The following is an 18,055-nucleotide window of genomic DNA, read 5'->3' as shown; positions in this document are numbered from 1 at the left end:
GTGGTGTAGTGATCATGCTGCGTATTGGCCTTGATATCGGATCAACGACTGCGAAATTGGTTGTCATAGAGCGTAACACTATTGTTTATCAGGACTATGTAAGACATTATAGCGATATAAAAAAAGCTGCCCTCTCTCTATTAGCTGACGTACAAGTCAGATTTCCAGAGAGAGGAGCAGTCCTTACTGTAAGCGGTTCCTCAGGCTTATCTTTATCCAAACTGGGAGGCGTACCGTTTGTTCAGGAGGTGATCGCCTGTACGAAGGCGATTGGCGAGCTGATTCCAGAATGTGATACGGCGATTGAACTGGGTGGTGAGGACGCCAAGATCATCTATCTCCGGGGCGGCATTGAACAGCGTATGAATACGGCTTGCGCGGGCGGAACGGGAGCATTCATCGATCAGATGGCTTCGCTGCTACAGACCGACCCAGGGGGATTAAATGCATTGGCAGAGAAGCATGAGCGAATCTATCCTATCGCTTCACGCTGCGGTGTATTCGCCAAAAGCGATGTGCAGCCGCTACTAAACGAGGGGGCTCGCCGGGAGGATGTGGCGGCTTCAATCTTTCAGAGTATTGTTAATCAGACGATCAGCGGTCTCGCTTGCGGACGTCCAATTCGTGGACGGGTGGCTTTCCTTGGTGGCCCATTAACCTTCCTGCCAGCTCTGCGTCAGCGTTTTGCGGAGACGCTTGAACTTGCGGAGTCAGATATTCTTTTCCCCGAGCGGTCACAGTATTTCGTAGCGATTGGATCTGCTCTATCCGAAGTAAATCCGACGATCTTGCCTCTCTCAGGTTGGCTCGCGCGAATAGCAGCCGTGGATTTTTCAGCAGATCGGGCAGCAGATGCTGAATTACCACCGCTGTTTGAGAACCCTAATGAGCTTGCTGAGTTCCGGAATCGCCATGGTAAAGCTTCTGCTGCCAGATCAGACCTGGCTGTGTATCGTGGCCCTTGCTATCTGGGGATCGATGCGGGTTCGACAACAACCAAACTCGTATTGACCGGCTCTGCTGACGAAATTCTACATACCTTTTATGGCAGCAACAAGGGGAATCCCTTGTATTCTGTCAGTGAGGCACTGAAGGAAATGTATCGGGTTCTACCGGAAGGCTGTTATATTGCAGGTTCTTATGTAACAGGTTATGGAGAGGGATTAATCAAAGCCGCTTTATGGACGGACGGCGGTGAAGTGGAGACGGTTGCTCATTACAAGGCCGCATCTAAGTTCATGCCGGAGGTAGATTTTATTTTGGATATCGGCGGACAGGACATGAAATGTATCAAGATCCGCGGCGGTGCTATCGACAGTCTAATGCTCAATGAAGCCTGTTCGGCAGGCTGCGGCTCTTTTCTGGAGAGCTTTGCATCTGCGCTTGGATTAGGTATTGAGGAGTTTGCCAAATCAGCTCTGGAAGCGGTCAAACCGGTTAACTTGGGTTCCCGCTGTACGGTATTCATGAATTCTAAAGTGAAGCAGGTTCAGAAGGAAGGTGCGTCGCTGGCCGATCTTTCGGCAGGTCTTGCGTATTCTGTGATTAAGAATGCCCTGCAAAAAGTAATTAAAATTCGCAACCCTGAGGATTTAGGGCGAAATATTATTGTTCAGGGCGGCACCTTCTATAACGAAGCTGTATTGCGGGCTTTTGAGCGCCTAACGGGGAGAACGGTAGTCAGACCGGATATTGCTGGCGTTATGGGAGCGTACGGTTGTGCACTGATTGCCCGTGAGCAAGCAGGGGCTGACGGAAAAAGCACACTGCTTGGACCGGAGGAAATAGCAGGCTTTAAGTACGAGGTATCTTCAGGTCGCTGTGGCCGCTGTGGAAATAACTGTGCGTTAACGATCAGTCGGTTCCCGGACAAGAGCTTCTACGTTACAGGCAACCGCTGCGAGCGTGGTGCAGGAGGCAGGAAAGAGAAGAACGTATTGCCAAATTTGATGCAGTATAAGTACGAACGTTTCTTTGATTATGAAGCATTACCAGAGGCAGGTGCAGCACGGGGCACCGTTGGCATTCCACGTACGATGAATATGTTCGAGAATTACCCGTTCTGGTACACTTTTTTCACTAAATTGGGCTACCGGGTGATTCTCTCTCCTAAATCAAGCAAGAAGCTCTACGAAAGCGGGATGGATACGATTCCTTCAGAATCGATCTGCTATCCAGCAAAGATGGCGCACGGACATGTGCAGAGCTTGATTGGTAAAGGCGTCGATTTTATTTTTTATCCTGCGGTGGTGTATGAGAAGAAGGAAGATGAAGCAGCGGATAATCATTTCAATTGTCCGGTGGTCGCCTCTTATCCTGAGGTCATTCGCAACAATATGGATGGGCTTAGGGAAAATGGAATCACGCTGGTCAGCCCGTTTCTGACCTTCGACGATAGATCTGCGTTAACCAAGGGACTCGTGAAGACATTTACGGGGATTCCGAGAGAAGAGATAACGTTGGCTGTGCAGGCAGGACTTGCAGAAGCTGATCGTGCTAAAAGTGATGTGCGAACCAAAGGTGAAGAGACGCTTGCGTATCTTGCCAGCACTGGGAACAAGGGAATACTTCTCTGTGGTCACCCTTACCATGCAGATCCTGAAATTAATCATGGCATAGCAGATATGATTACCGGTATGGGCCTCGCCGTGCTAACAGAAGATTCTGTCTGCCATCTGGACCGAAGTGAAGGGGATGTGGCGGTAGTTAATCAGTGGACCTATCATGCCCGAATGTACCGCGCAGCCCGCCTTGCCGCAGTACGAACCGACCTGGAGCTTGTTCAATTGACATCCTTCGGTTGTGGGATTGATGCGATTACATGTGATGCCGTGCAAGACATTATGGAAAGGCATAACAAAGTATATACGCTGATCAAAATCGATGAGATTAGCAACCTTGGCGCTGCGCGTATTCGGCTGCGTTCACTGCTGGCAGCGATGCGCGAACGGGAAAAGGGAAAGGTGCTGCCACAGAAGCCGCCTAAAATACAGGCTAATGTAGCTTTCACGAAGGAAATGAAAGAAACGTACACGATCCTTGCGCCGCAGATGTCGCCCATTCATTTTGAATTGTTTGAGCAGGTCTTCCGCGATGCGGGATACCGTCTCAAGATCCTTGAAACCACTGGACCCGAAGAGACGGAAGAGGGCCTTAGATACGTTAACAATGATGCATGTTATCCCGCTATTGTAACGATAGGGCAGATTCTGTCGGCACTGAAGAGTGGGGACTATGATCCGAATCGTACCGCTGTAATCATGTCACAGACGGGCGGTGGCTGCCGGGCGACGAATTATATTTCTTTACTCCGCAAAGCCTTAAAGGATTCAGACCTCGAACAGATTCCTGTGATTTCACTGAATGCTTCTGGAATGGAGAACCAGCCAGGCTTCCGAATCAGTCTTAAGCTGGCAAACCGGCTGATCGCTGCGGCTTGCTATGGTGATCTTATGATGCGGTTACTAAATCATTTTAGACCGTATGAGGTCGTTCAAGGGAGTGCTGAACGTTTATTCCGTAAGGGGATGGAGCGCTGTAAGGTCAGTCTAGTCAACTTCTCGTTCCGAGAATACAAACGTCTGATTCGTGAAATTGTCGCCGATTTCTGTAAGCTGCCCGTTACAGGTGTTACTAAACCTAGAGTAGGCATTGTTGGAGAGATCCTGATTAAATTTCACCCGGACGCCAACAACCGCATCATCGAGATGATTGAGGCGGAGGGCGGAGAAGCGGTAATGCCAGACTTCTTAGACTTCATCTTTTACTGCGTGTATAATCCGATTTACAAAGCCGAGCAATTCGGCAAAAGTAAACGACTAGGATATATTAATCCAATGTTGATCTCCTATCTGGAGATTTATCGTAAGCCGATAAAGGTAGCTCTTGAGGATGCCGGACTGGCTAAAGGACGGGAAAATATTTATGGTCTTGCTGAGAAAGCCAGCCGACTGGTATCCGTAGGAAATCAGATGGGTGAGGGATGGTTCCTGACTGCAGAAATGATGGATCTGCTGGATAACGGTGTGAATAATATTACTTGTATTCAGCCGTTCGCCTGCTTGCCCAATCATATTACCGGGCGTGGGATGATTAAGGGTCTTAAGGAGTTATATCCCGGCGCAAATATCGTCGCCATTGATTATGATGCTGGAGTTAGTGTAGTTAACCAAGCGAATCGGATCAAACTGATGATGTCCATTGCCAGCAGTCTGGAAGGCAATAAGGTATCTGATTTAGAACAATCCGTTAAACCGCTGCAGCAGACCCTACTTGAAGGCTCCTATAGTTTGACCTGAGCTTAATAAGGTAACATATAGACGAACTGCCTATAAAAAGCGGACCAAGAATTCACCTGGTCCGCTTTTTTGTGCTGATTATTAGTTCGTTGAAGGAGAGCTGGCTACACCTCTCCACCGTTTCAGATGAGGCAGCTGTTCGGCGAGTAATTTGCGGGCGACATCCTCGTCCATTCCTTCTTGAACCAAGTAGCCTGTACAAATGTCAGACATTTCTTGCAGCGTAATGTCAGGCTGTTTAAATGCTCCATCTTCGTAGCAATATACACAATAATCCTCGATTTTTTGGCCTTCCTTGTTCGTTCCAAGTAAATCTTCCGTAGGCATAGGCATCCCACAGCTTTGACAAAATTTCGGCTCATCTTGAACTTGTCTTACATGCTCTTGTTCCATATACAGCACTCCTTTTAAAAGTACGCGAAGCTTATGAGCAATCGCTTTAAGTACATTATAGAACTATGAATCTGACGACATACCGTCAGGTTTAAAGCGAGGTTGCATATTTTTTGGCAACCCCAAGAGCCAACTCACCAAGCTTCTGACGAATATGTTCCGGCTCTAGCACTTCTAAAGCCGTTCCGAAGCTGAGCAAGAAACCATAGAGCCATCCGTCCTCGGGATAATGGATGGACACGTTATACCCACCATGTCCGTCCGGCTGAAGCTCAGTGGAGTCAAAGCGATCTTCCGCAAGATGACACCCTTCAGCTGAGAAGTGCAGAAGGATTGGAGACACTACTGAGGCTGAAGTCACCCGCTGATAATCAGTGCTCCAAGGCAGCTCATGCATGTCCCTATCTTCTCTTATGAATTCCCGCTTTTCTTTAATGAGTCCTTTCATACGATGCAGCTTGAATAATCTGAAATCCTGGCGTTGCAGACAGTAACCATACAAGTACCATGCTTGTCCTTTTAAGACTAAAGTATAGGGCTCGACAGAACGCTGACTGGATTGTCCCTCGGCATTGACATAATCAAAGGCCACAGTTCTGTTTTCTTCCAGCGCCTCTTTTAAAGTTGCGATCTTCTCTTCTAGGATAGGCTGAAGCCCCCAAGGAGAGAAATCGATGATAAGCTGGGTCGTTTTGCTTCGGAAAGCTGCGGTCTGTGAGGGCGGGATTACGCTACTGATCTTCTCCATGAGCAGAGTGTGTTCAGTTCCGCCATAAGAGGAGACGCTTTGCAGAGCGGAGAAAATATCAGCCAGCTCGCGGTCGGTCAATACATTGCGGTCTAACCGGTAGCCTTCCATAAGTCCGATACCACCACCCGATCCCTGATAGGTGACGATAGGAATTCCAGCCCCATTAATGCTTTCAATATCACGATAAATGGTGCGCACGGACACTTCGAACATGTCGGCGAGCTCCTTCGCCTGAATGAGGCGCCGGTTCATTAGTAGAATGACGATAGAGAGCAATCGATCAATTTTCAAAAGGTAGAGCCCTCCTTTTCGGATAATTTCGTTATGTAATGATGTACTACATCTTAGCAAATTCTTGAAGATAAAGCATTGTCATAATGTATTAATTCGATTAATATCTAATTAGATATTTATATAAATAGATGAAGCGAGGTTTACGATAATGGGTCACCAAACAGCTATTGCAATTTTTAAAGCTCAAAAGGGATATTCACGTCTGTTCACAGCCGGGCTAATCAATGGCATCGGTGATCGTTTTACTAGTGTTGCCGTGCTGGCATTGGTGCTGCAATTAACGGGGTCAGGGATGGCTGTGGGGATATCGCTAGGTGTACGGCTGCTTCCTTATTTGTTTCTGGCACCGCTTGGAGGTGTACTTGGCAGCAAATTCCCTCGTAAATACATTATGATCGCTACGGATGTACTTAGGGTTCCGGTTGCGCTAACCTTTTTGTGGGTAGATGGAGAAGATAAGCTATGGCTGTTATATATGGCGAGTTTTTTACTGGCGGCGGGGGAAGCGATCTACAGTCCTGTTCGTAAATCCTCCATTCCTTTGTTGGTGACCAAAAACTCTTTGTTGACGGTTAATGGACTAGAGCAGCTTATGAGTGGCTGTGTACTTATATTGGGTGCATTAAGTGGGGGGATCGTTTCGATGTGGTTCGGCCCAAAGGCAGCCTTCGTAATGAATGCAATATCCTTTCTGGTCGCAGCGCGCTTAATCTACGGTATTGATCTTCCACAAAATACTAATAGGGTGAATGAAGATAAGAGAAAGATAGACTCTCCTGATAAAATCAAAACTAAAGTGGACCGTCAGCAAAAGACAAATAAAATGGATGCGCTGTGGATTATAATCAGCGGGAGTATCACGTTACAGGTTATTTTTGGGTATGAGCTGCTTGTTCCGATGCTGAATGGTCTGGATAATGTGCTGATTAGTGTGTATGCAGTACAGGAGTTTCAAGCGGGAGATATAGGAGTAGGGGCTTTTTACGCAGCGCTCGGAATCGGGCTTAGTCTCAGTTTTTTTGCTGGACGATATGTAACAAAAGGGCTGCTGATTGTTGCGATTGTTGGGCTCATGATTGAAGGATTACTGCTGATGAGCATCAGTATTAGCAATCATTTTGTGATCGCTTTTCTGCTATATATCCTGTTATCTTTTGCCGGAGGGACGGGGAATGCCTGTCTGGATACACTGGTTATGCGAGAGACGCCGTCCACTATGCAACCTGTTATTTTTGGACTGCTGTCAGCAGTGGGAAATACGCTGCTAGGATTATCTATGCTGCTCGCGGGCTGGTTATTAGAATGGGTGGATCCTCGTACACTGGGTTTTGCAGGGGGAGCAGGGTTTTCTGGGATTGCTATATTGCTGGCAGGGTATACGTTTGTACGCAGCAAGAAGAAGGAGACTCAGCGAGCTTAAAAAGAGCGGTAAATCACCGCCCCTTGGAAGGTTTCTTAACCTGCGCCTGAATCTGTGTGGCAGCTTTGCGAGGGAAAAGACGGGCGTGGATGCTTTTGCGGTAGCGGTAAATGATCACAAGAGCTGCTATTCCTGCACCACCAGAAATAATCCAAAGCGCATATGACTCAAATAAATGGAAGATGCCCATCCACTGTGGACCAAACACCTTTCCGATGCTAAGAAACAGTACTACCCAGAATACAGCTCCACTATAAGCATATAGGGCGAATTTACGGAAGGGAAGCGCGATAATACCAGCGAAATAACCAGTGAAGTGACGTACCCCTGGAATGAAATAACCGATAAAAATAAGAAAGCTGCCGTATTTCTCAAACCATTTCTGTGTTTTTTCTAGCTTAGTAGGTGAGAATAGAAACCATTTGCCATATCGCTGGATAAAGGGCATACCGGCTTTTAATCCGACAAAATAGGTGAGGGTCATCCCAGCTGTGGTGCCTGCAAAAGCAACTACAATTAGCGTAAAGAAATCAAGTCTCCCGGTATAGGAAAGGAAACCGGCAAACGCCATAGTGGTCTCACCGGGAAAGGGTAGGGCAACGAACTCGAGAAGTAATCCAAAGAATAATACGCTATATCCATATTTGGTGAATAATTCTTGTATAAAACTCAGCATTTCCATAAGATTGTCACTCTCCAAGAGGCAGTTGCCTTATTCTATTTTACAGCTTGTCTTCATACAATCTACCAAATGGCTTTTAAGCCAATAGAATGCTGGAGGTAGAGAAGATGAAGGGTAATAAAAGCGCACACAGCCGCCGAAAGTTGATAAGCGGATTGCTCGTTATGGTTGTGATATTCATCGTTATGCTCGGATGGAGTATAGGGAAAAACTTGAATTCATGGGAGCTCCGATCCTTGCAGCCCGCTAGCGCGGAGTCTGTATCTGTTAAGAATAAGCTTACCGCAGCGGCGATGCAAGATTTGCCATCTGCAGTAGAACCCCTCGCTTCTGCATCTCCGGAAGTGCACTCCTCTTCAAGTGCGGCCCTTACTGTGACTCAACTCCCTCAAGCTAATGGGGTAGATAAAATATCCAAGGTTTCGGCAACGAGTTCTGTAATCACAGCAGCCAAAAAATCTAAAAAAACAGTCTATATTACATTTGACGACGGACCTAGCGATAACACCTTCAATGTACTTGAAATTTTACATCAGGAAGGTGTGAAGGCAACCTTTTTTGTCCTTGGTAATCAAGCGAAAAGCCATCCTGAGCTCATCGATTCCATATGGGAACAGGGCCATGCCATTGGCAATCATACCTATAATCATAATTACCATGATTTATATAGTGGATTCACGGAATTTTGGAATCAAATTAAACAGACTGAAGAGATTGTTCAGGGGATTACAGGGGTTCGTCCACAGCTTATCCGCGCCCCAGGCGGAACCTATGATCATTTTGATAATACCTACTTCAATTTATTGAAGCAAGCAGGTTATAAGGTGATGGATTGGACGGTGGATAGCGGCGATTCTAAACGGAAAGGCGTGCCAGCTTCAGAAATTTTGAAGGAATCCACAATGGATATGAAGTCTTCCCAGGTTATTTTGCTGTTACATGACGGGGGCGGTCATCAAGAGAGCGTCAAAGCGCTGCCGGACATTATTGCACGCTATAAGGCGGCTGGATACGACTTTGGCCTATTGGATGAACCGGTAGAACCGGTACAATTTAGAGTCTCTTCCAAAGCCGCTAATTTGGGGCGGAAAAAGCCCTCAGAAGCTTGGGTCGCCTCAAATATCACACCGAATGCAGAGCTCTTTGCACCTGGAAAGCCATTGGTTCTTGAGGTCGGAAAGCTGGAGACGAAGCTGAATCCCGGGGAATATTCCGTGCGAAATGGACAGTATATGGTTCCACTTCGTGCTGTAATTGAACGGCTTGGAGGGCAAGTTAGCTGGGATGTGAATAGCCGAAGCGGAGAAATAGATTGGAACGGGAAAGCGGTTATTGCCGATGTAATGAACAAACAATTGATTCTAAACCATCCTGATAACGGCCAAAAGACAATCGATGCGAGGGTAGAAATGATTGGTGGATCGATCTGGGTATCGCTACGAGAACTGCTGGAGACAACAGGCCATCCTCCGACTAATATAAGCGTTACTGAAGTAGAACGCCGAGTAAAAACATTCTGAAGGAAGAGTTGAGGCTGTCTAGTAAAAAGAAAAAACAAATGTCTGGGCACCCTTTTTCATGGGAAGAATAGATAGTAATAAGTTCCTGAGCTGGGAACAAGTCTATGACCAAAGGATGGGTGTCCCATTGTCCTCTTCAACACTAATTGATCAACTGAAGAAAGATGCCGGAAGTGTCAAAAGCTTCTCTTATCCGCGTAGCCGAAGTGCTCTGATGGAATGGTTGAGGATGCTAACTGTGGCTGGAATTATAGGTGCTTTATATGTTTGGCGAGGAGGCCCGTCTTTGCTGTTTCTCCTGATCGTTGTTGGAGTTATTATGCTCGGTGGACTTATGCTTCAGCTCTCGGGTCCACGGACGATTAAGCTAGTTCGCACGATTACTCCATCGAGACCTATGGCTGGAAATACACTTCATGTGAAGGTACAGCTGAGCTTCTCTTCTCGGTTGCCTCTCCCTTGGATGGCCATTGCCGATTATTGGGGTGATAGCCATCATCAGAAGCTGCTATTTCCTGGATTCAAACGTTCTTTTTCATACACATACACGATTGAAAATTTATCTCGCGGCAATCATCATCTACTGGGCTGTAGAGTAACTTGGGGAGATTTTCCGGGATGGTTCACGGGAAGATCTGAACCGGATGGAGGCCAGAGTTTCAAGGTGCTGCCAGCGCCTTTATATTTTGGGGGAGCTGTACCCGATAGCGGTTTTATGACGGGTGACACCTTGTATTCCCGACGGGGAAGAAGCATCAGTGATGAGGCTTTGGAATCCAGGGATTATGAGCCAGGTGATCCACTTAGCCGAATTCATTGGAAGAATAGTGCAAGAACGGGAGCGCTGCAGAGCAAAGTTCCAGAGCGGGAAAAGGCAAGAATGACCTGTATCGTATTGGCTAATGACCCGCCCAGCTACGAGGTTCCTACAGATGCGCTTAAACCTCGTGGAAGCCGTGACGATTCACCTCCGGCATTTGAGAAAGCGGTGTCGACAGCGATGGGGCTGATGCTCTCCGCTGAGCGTTCAGGTGCTTATGTTCAGTTGTTTAGCGGCGGTTGGCCAGAAGGGATGGCTAGACATGAAGGTCTGGGCAAAATCCCAGGGAGAGTACTGGATATTCTGACTGAAATTTCCCTGGACGGCACTAGAAACCTGTCGCTGCTGCTTGATGATGCTTCCCGAGGCTGGATTCCGGGGATGACAGTAGCCATTATTACGGGACGACTAGAAGAGGAATCTGCCAAGGTGATTGCCAAGTTCTTGATGCAAGGTGTGAAGGTGGAGCTTTATTATGCTTGGGACCAATCAGCACCGAAGCCAGGGGAGGCTCGCCAGCCTGGAAGGGGAACTGTCGGAGATAGTTTAGCTCGTCTTGGAGCACGAATGTTTTGTCTGGATGATGCATTGCCAGCATTCAGATTCAGGGAGGTAGAGTTCCATGAATCATCCGGAAAACCAACACTACGGTAAGGGAAAATCGGGTGATACAGAACTGGCTATGAATGGCTTTCAGTTCAATTTAGGGCAAATAGAGAACAGATATGCCGGTAAGCAGAGACAAGTGCCTCTGTACTATCGTTTGCTGTTCTCTTTGGCCATTATGGGGCTATTTATTGAATGGTTACTCCCTTTATATAGGTCTGCTTTATTAGAAGATACCTCCAAGATGCTACAAGTTCTAATGGTATTGGCGGCAGTGTTGCTGTTATGGGGGATATTTCAGATTCCGGGGTGGCTACTGCTAAGTATTCAATTTCTTATTACTGTTTCAGCGTGGTTTTACTTATGCAGTGGAGGCGAAGGTATAGGGTGGCTAGGGATTTATGCGGACGAAATTCCGAATGATCTCATTCTGCTTCTCTCTGGACATGTCTCTCAGTTAAGCGAGATCAGCAGGCTTTTGATATTGATTGTTGGTTGGGGGCTATTGGTATCCTCAGTACAGCAGCTTGCACTCTTCCGGGGGAGTACAGTGCTATTCACAGCAGTTACAATCATTTACTTGCTGGTCTTGGATATGGGCTTCGAAGTCAATACCACAATGGATATTGTGATATCAATGGGTCTTATCTTTTGGATGCATGCGATGAGTGGCCTCCTGCGTCTTCGAGAACGTGAGGGAGTTACCACACTGCCTTATGCGCGTTGGGGAGGGCTGACTTTGGCGGCAGCCATTGTCGTGATGGTAACAGCTTGGTTCGGTGGGCAGCTATTGGGGGCAAGACCAACGAGCGAGCTTACGCTGCAATCGGCATTTCAGAATTTGCAGACTTGGGCTTCAGGGCATTTGCCAGAAGATAAGGCGTCTAGTGCTTCAGGAACAACAGGGTATAGTTCGAATGACGGTGAACTCGGTGCCCCGTTATCCCGCAATACTGAACCTGTCTTTACCGCTATTACTAGCGAGCGTACATACTGGCGAGGTGAGAGTATTGCTTACTATGATGGCCGCCGATGGATTAGGGGGGGCGAAGAGTTTATGCCGCTTAATCTGTCTGGCCTTGCAAAGAATCCTCCCTCGGCGCTAAGCGATGATAAGAGCAAACGAGTACTTCAGCAGCAGATTCAATTTGTTACGCCTTCCTCTGGGGGAATTCCTTTATTCAATGCGGGAATAATAATTGATGTTGAGTCGGTGGGTCTATCGAACGGCAGTAGACTGGGATATGTTCTGGCTAATATGGACAGGGAGAGTTTTCGTCTGCCGGATTCGATAGGATCTGCACGAATTACAGAGTATACAGTGAAGTCTTTACTTCCTGAGAGTGACCCTGTGCTACTTCGTGGTATAAATAGTGACGATCCACAGGAAATTAAGGGCAAGTATTTGCAATTGCCAGATTTGTTACCTGCTCGAGTGAGAGATCTGGCGGAGAAGCTTACAGCTTCTGATAATCGCTATGACGCTGTAACGTCCATTAAGGATTACTTACAGAGTGGGTATTCCTATACGTTGAACACAACGGTTCCACCATCCGGATCTGATTTTGTGGATCACTTTTTATTTGAGACAAAGCAGGGCTACTGTGTACATTTTGCAACAGCTATGACCATTCTGCTGCGCAGTGCGGGGATTCCAGCTCGCTATGTCCAAGGCTTTGGGCCGGGGACCTTGCAGGACGATGCTATGCCGGCGAAGTATTTAGTCACCCAGGGCGATGCCCATGCTTGGGTGGAGGTCTATTTCGCCGGCGCCGGTTGGGTCCCATTCGACCCAACGCCTGGCCCCGCTCTTGCCGCAGGCTTCGCCGCGCCGGCGCTGCCTGCGGCAGCCTCGCTCGCGCCGCAAGCTGCGCGAAGTGCGGGCCTGCCCGCCCTGCCGCTGGCGGGCGGGACCTCCGCCGCGCCGCTCGCTGCCGCGGCGCTGCTTCCCGCCGCCGCTTGGCGCTGGCGGCGTAGCCTGGCTCTGCTGCTGGCCGCGCGCAGCACCAGCAGCATGAGCCGCGAGAGGCAGCTGCGAGCTGCCTCTCTAGCTTGGCACGGGCTGGCGGAGCGGTATGGACCGCCGCCGCCCGGTGTCACTGGCAGGGAGTATGTGGACTCCCTGCAGATTTACGATGCCGGACTAAGCGAAGCCGTCCGGCAGTTCGTACGCCAGTGGGAGACCCTGGCGTACGCGCCCGCGGCTCCAGCCTTCGTCGCGGCCGATCCCGCGAATGAAATGCCTACAATGTCTGCAACTTCTACAATGTCAGCAAGGTCTATGATATCTGCGATCCCTGCAATGTCTGCGGCGCTAGCATCACCTGCAGAGATCAGCGAGCTTACTACTCATGATGCGTCCGCGTTTATACGTGAATGCCTGATCATCACCTTCCGGCTAACTTAATCGGTCAGAACAGCTGTTACTGCAATACAATTCCTTCCATGGAAAGGATTGTGCTTCATAAAGTTCAGCGCTCTCCAATTATGAGAAGTGTGTTCCCCTTTCCTTGACGATGAGAATTAACCATGAGTATAATGAATCCAATAATCAAGGGAGGCTCGTAATGAATAAGCCAAATGAAATTATCGTCGTTCTCGATTTTGGGGGACAATACAACCAACTTATCGCGCGCAGAATTCGGGACCTGGGAGTATACAGCGAACTTTTGCCGTACAATACGCCAGTAGACAAGATCAAAGCACTTGCACCTAAAGGGATTGTCTTCTCTGGTGGCCCTAGCAGTGTATATGCTGAAGATGCTCCACATGTAGATCCAGCGATCTATGATTTAGGAGTACCTATCTTCGGTATTTGCTATGGTATGCAGCTAATGGCTCACCAACTTGACGGTAAAGTGGAACGCTCCGCTAAACGTGAATATGGTAAAGCCGATATTGATTTTGAAGAAGGTACTGTATTAGTTGCTGGGCTAGAGAGCCGTCAGACGGTATGGATGAGCCACGGAGACCATGTAGTTGAACTTCCAACAGGCTTCAAGCTGGATGCAGGAACTGAAAGTGCGCCAATCGCGGCAATGAGCAATGACGAGCGCAAATTGTTCGCCGTTCAATTCCACCCAGAAGTGCGTCACTCTGTACATGGTAATGAGATGATCTCGAACTTCTTATACGAAGTCTGTGGTTGCGACGGAAAATGGACAATGGAATCATTTATCGATGAAGCCATTCAAGATATCCGTAACCAAGTCGGAGATAAAAAAGTACTCTGCGCACTTAGCGGTGGCGTAGATTCATCCGTAGTTGCAATGCTTATTCACCGTGCAATCGGTGACCAATTGACTTGTATGTTTATTGATCATGGCCTTCTGCGCAAAGGTGAAGCGGAAAGTGTTATGGAGACCTTCGTCGGTAAATTCGATATTCATGTTGTGAAAATCGATGCACGCGAGCGCTTCATGAGCAAGCTTGCAGGCGTTGAAGATCCAGAACAAAAGCGTAAAATCATTGGTAATGAGTTCATTTACTGCTTTGACGAAGAATCGGCCAAGCTCGGAGATTTCGCATTCCTGGCACAAGGTACGTTGTATACGGATATCGTTGAGAGCGGAACGGCTACAGCTCAAACCATTAAATCCCATCACAATGTAGGCGGTTTGCCGGAAGATATGAAATTCAGCTTGATCGAGCCCTTGAATACCTTATTCAAGGATGAGGTTCGTAAATTGGGTGAAGAGCTAGGAATGCCGCGTGCTATTGTTTGGCGTCAGCCTTTCCCAGGTCCGGGACTTGCTATCCGTGTACTGGGTGAAGTGACAGAGGAGAAGCTTACTATTGTGCGTGACTCTGATTTCATTTTACGTGAGGAAATTGCCAAAGCAGGTTTAGACCGTGAAATTTGGCAGTACTTCACTGCATTGCCGAACATGAAGAGTGTAGGGGTTATGGGTGATGCTCGTACGTATTCTTACACTGTGGGCATTCGTGCAGTAACTTCCATCGATGGTATGACTGCGGACTGGGCACGTATTCCGTGGGATGTGCTTGAGAAAATCTCTGTACGTATCGTCAACGAAGTAGAGAACGTAAACCGTATCGTATACGATGTAACTTCGAAACCACCTGCAACGATTGAGTGGGAATAATCAAGCGACACTCAATACACTGAAAGATGTTGATTTTACGCCGTTTAGGTAAAACTCATAAGACTTTCTGAGAGCAAAATTCTTTTGAATTGTCTCCAAGATTGTCGCCAAAAACTCTCGCCGAATGATTGTCGGTGGGAGTTTTTATTTAGGGTTTAGTCGGTTGAGTGCGTGAAACGTGCGAAACATGATGAAGATGCCTAGGGATTTCCGTTAAGTACATTTCTGATAGATCTACTTCACCAAGGTGGCGTGGTGTATAATGTGGAGGTACAACCGTGTTATTAAAGGGGTAGGAACTAAGGGGAAAGAAAACTTCAAACCTATCTAGAATTGCTTTTATAATCAATACATAAGCAGAAAAACTGGAGGAATACAGATGTCAAGTACAGCACAACGTGCCGAATTACAATCCCAAATCTGGAAAATAGCCAATGATGTCCGTGGCTCAGTAGATGGATGGGATTTTAAACAATATGTTTTAGGAACGCTTTTTTATCGTTTCATTAGCGAGAACTTTTCTAGCTATATTGAAGCGGGAGACGAAAGCATCAAATATGCAGAACTTCCTGATGATATTATAACGAAAGAAATCAAAGAGGATGCCATTAAAACAAAAGGTTATTTCATATATCCGAGTCAGCTGTTTGCTAATATTTCGAAAACCGCCAACACAAATGAGAGCTTGAATACAGATTTAGCTGCTATATTTTCTGCTATTGAAAATTCAGCAAATGGATATCCATCTGAACTAGATATTAGAGGATTATTCGCGGATTTTGACACGACAAGCAATAGGTTGGGGAATACTGTAAAGGATAAAAACAGTCGTCTTGCAGCTGTGATTAAAGGTGTTGAAGGGCTTAATTTTAGAGGTTTTGAAGATAGCCAAATTGACCTTTTTGGTGATGCTTATGAGTTTTTAATCTCAAATTATGCTGCAAATGCAGGAAAATCTGGCGGAGAGTTTTTCACACCGCAGAGTGTGTCTAAGCTTATTGCTCAATTAGCCATACACGAGCAAACAACGATTAATAAGATATATGACCCTGCAGCCGGTTCAGGTTCATTGCTATTACAAGCAAAGAAACAGTTTGATGCTCATATTATCGAAGATGGTTTTTATGGACAGGAGATTAATCATACTACCTATAACCTTGCTCGTATGAATATGTTTTTACACAACATAAATTACGATAAATTTAATATTGCTTTAGGAAATACGCTTCGAGATCCTTACTTTGGCGACGAAAGGCCATTTGATGCCATTGTTTCTAATCCACCCTATTCCGTAAATTGGGTTGGTAGTGATGACCCGACACTAATTAATGATGAAAGATTTGCTCCTGCAGGCGTATTAGCACCAAAATCTAAAGCTGATTTTGCCTTTGTACTTCATTCGCTTAGCTACCTTTCAAGTAAAGGTCGTGCTGCTATCGTTTGTTTCCCTGGTATTTTTTACCGTGGTGGTGCAGAGCAAAAAATTAGGAAGTACCTAATTGATAATAACTTTGTTGAAACGGTTATTTCACTAGCACCTAATCTTTTCTACGGGACCTCAATAGCCGTTAATATCTTGGTTCTCTCTAAGCATAAAACCGATAATAAAACTCAATTTATCGATGCAAGTGGAGTAGATTTCTATAAAAAAGCAACCAATAATAACATACTGACAGATGAAAACATTGAGCAAATTATGAAAATGTTTGGCAGCAAAGAAGATGTTGAGCATGTTGCAAAATCTGTTGATTATGATTCAATCGTGCAAAATGATTACAACCTATCTGTGAGCTCCTATGTGGAAGCAAAAGACACAAGGGAGGTCATTGATATAAATGAGCTGAATGCAGAAATAAAAGCAACTGTAGCAAAGATAGACCAACTTCGTGCCGAAATTGATGACATTATTGAGGTGATTGAATCTTGATTAATCCGAATTCTATCGATAAATTGCTTGATGGGGTTGAGGTTGAGTGGAAGCCTTTAGGGGAAGTTGGCAAATTTACACGAGGCAAGAGATTTGTAAAAACCGACATGCTTTCAGAGGGTTTTCCATGTATTCATTATGGTGAAATGTATACGCATTATAATGTCTGGGCAAATACGCCAAAATCATTCTTAAGTCATGATTTAGCTGCAAAACTAAGAGTTGCAAATCATGGTGATGTAGTAATTGTTACCGCTGGCGAAACAATTGAAGATATCGGAAATGGTACTGCTTGGCTCGGAAATACAGGGGTTGTTATTCATGACGCTTGTTTTTCATATAGAAGTTCTTTGAATCCTAAGTATGTTTCATACTTTTTACGAACCAAGTACTTTCATGACCAAATTAAGAAACATATATCTACGGGGAAAATTTCAGCGATTAACGAGACTGGTTTAAGAAAAGCAAAAATTCCTATTCCCCCCCCTGAAGTGCAAGAAGAAATCGTCCGTATATTGGACGCATTCACAGAGCTTACAGCAAAGCTTACAGCAGAGCTTAAAGCAGAGTTTACAGCTCGTAAAAAGCAATATACTTATTACCGTGATAAGTTGTTAACTTTTGAAGAGGGTGAGGTTGAGTGGAAGCCCTTGGGCGAGGCTTGTGGTTATGTTGACTATAGGGGGAAAACCCCTAAAAAAACTTCAAATGGAATATTTTTGGTAACTGCAAAAAACATCAGGATGGGATATATAGATTATCAAACGTCGCAAGAATTTATTTCTGAAGATGATTATGATTTAATTATGCGACGCGGTTTGCCAGAAATAGGTGATGTACTTATTACTACAGAAGCACCTTGCGGTTTTGTAGCTCAAGTTGACAAAGAAAATATTGCTTTAGCACAAAGGGTTATAAAATACAGAAGTAAAGATGAGCGCCTTACTAACTCATTTCTAAAGCATTACTTAATGGGCGGTGAATTTCAGAAAAAACTACATGAAGCAGCTACTGGGTCTACTGTAAAAGGAATAAAAGGGAGTAGACTACACAAATTATCTATTCCCATCCCATCCCTTGTTGATCAAAACCGTATCGTATCAACTTTAGACAAATTCGACTCATTGACATCTTCTATTACCGAGGGCTTATCTCGTGAAATAGGATTGCGTAAAAAGCAATATGAATATTACCGTAATATGCTACTTTCATTTCCGAAAAGTGAGGTAGAAGCATAG

The 18,055-nt window shown here is 46.0% G+C and carries 11 protein-coding genes; 8 read left to right on the top strand and 3 right to left on the bottom strand.

What is annotated here, in order from left to right; all coding sequences use genetic code 11:
- The first annotated feature begins 14 nt into the window (after positions 1 to 14).
- On the top strand, positions 15 to 4,298 hold the full coding sequence (locus tag CA600_RS13860) for a 2-hydroxyacyl-CoA dehydratase (protein WP_094870707.1): 4,284 nt from the start codon (positions 15 to 17) through the stop codon (positions 4,296 to 4,298).
- 81 nt (positions 4,299 to 4,379) lie between these two features.
- On the opposite strand, the gene CA600_RS13855 is transcribed toward CA600_RS13860, so the two are convergent.
- Together CA600_RS13855 and CA600_RS13850 are read right to left on the bottom strand one after the other, a co-directional pair.
- Positions 4,380 to 4,691, bottom strand: a complete 312-nt coding sequence (locus tag CA600_RS13855; protein ID WP_094870706.1) for a zinc ribbon domain-containing protein — start codon at positions 4,689 to 4,691, stop codon at positions 4,380 to 4,382.
- 91 nt (positions 4,692 to 4,782) lie between these two features.
- Positions 4,783 to 5,733, bottom strand: coding sequence for a helix-turn-helix transcriptional regulator (locus CA600_RS13850; RefSeq protein WP_094870705.1), 951 nt, complete (start codon positions 5,731 to 5,733; stop codon positions 4,783 to 4,785).
- Between the two features lie 151 nt (positions 5,734 to 5,884).
- Between CA600_RS13850 and CA600_RS13845 the strand changes: the two genes are divergently transcribed.
- Positions 5,885 to 7,156, top strand: a complete 1,272-nt coding sequence (locus tag CA600_RS13845; protein ID WP_094870704.1) for an MFS transporter — start codon at positions 5,885 to 5,887, stop codon at positions 7,154 to 7,156.
- A 13-nt stretch (positions 7,157 to 7,169) separates the two neighbouring features.
- Here CA600_RS13845 and CA600_RS13840 read toward each other — a convergent pair whose 3' ends face one another.
- On the bottom strand, positions 7,170 to 7,838 hold the full coding sequence (locus CA600_RS13840) for a DedA family protein (RefSeq protein ID WP_094870703.1): 669 nt from the start codon (positions 7,836 to 7,838) through the stop codon (positions 7,170 to 7,172).
- Between the two features lie 107 nt (positions 7,839 to 7,945).
- Between CA600_RS13840 and CA600_RS13835 the strand changes: the two genes are divergently transcribed.
- The 6 genes from CA600_RS13835 (at position 7,946) to CA600_RS31825 (ending at position 18,055) form a co-directional block, all read left to right on the top strand.
- Entirely contained in the window at positions 7,946 to 9,358 is a 1,413-nt protein-coding gene (locus tag CA600_RS13835) for a polysaccharide deacetylase (RefSeq protein ID WP_094870702.1), read from the top strand.
- A 127-nt stretch (positions 9,359 to 9,485) separates the two neighbouring features.
- Entirely contained in the window at positions 9,486 to 10,832 is a 1,347-nt protein-coding gene (locus tag CA600_RS13830; RefSeq protein WP_179281618.1) for a DUF58 domain-containing protein, read from the top strand.
- On the top strand, positions 10,801 to 13,191 hold the full coding sequence (locus CA600_RS13825; RefSeq protein WP_094870700.1) for a transglutaminase family protein: 2,391 nt from the start codon (positions 10,801 to 10,803) through the stop codon (positions 13,189 to 13,191). The genes CA600_RS13830 and CA600_RS13825 overlap by 32 nt, the downstream gene beginning before the upstream one ends.
- A 160-nt stretch (positions 13,192 to 13,351) precedes the next feature.
- On the top strand, positions 13,352 to 14,890 hold the full coding sequence (gene guaA, locus CA600_RS13820; protein ID WP_094870699.1) for a glutamine-hydrolyzing GMP synthase: 1,539 nt from the start codon (positions 13,352 to 13,354) through the stop codon (positions 14,888 to 14,890).
- A 379-nt stretch (positions 14,891 to 15,269) separates the two neighbouring features.
- A complete protein-coding gene (locus CA600_RS13815) occupies positions 15,270 to 16,817 on the top strand; it encodes a type I restriction-modification system subunit M (protein ID WP_094870698.1) in 1,548 nt (515 codons plus the stop codon).
- On the top strand, positions 16,814 to 18,055 hold the full coding sequence (locus tag CA600_RS31825) for a restriction endonuclease subunit S (RefSeq protein WP_094870697.1): 1,242 nt from the start codon (positions 16,814 to 16,816) through the stop codon (positions 18,053 to 18,055). The genes CA600_RS13815 and CA600_RS31825 overlap by 4 nt, the downstream gene beginning before the upstream one ends.

This window comes from Paenibacillus sp. VTT E-133280 (genome assembly GCF_002264385.1).
GTDB classification, from domain to species: Bacteria; Bacillota; Bacilli; order Paenibacillales; family Paenibacillaceae; genus Paenibacillus_AQ; species Paenibacillus_AQ nitricinens.
This window is presented reverse-complemented; position numbering and strand designations above follow the sequence as displayed.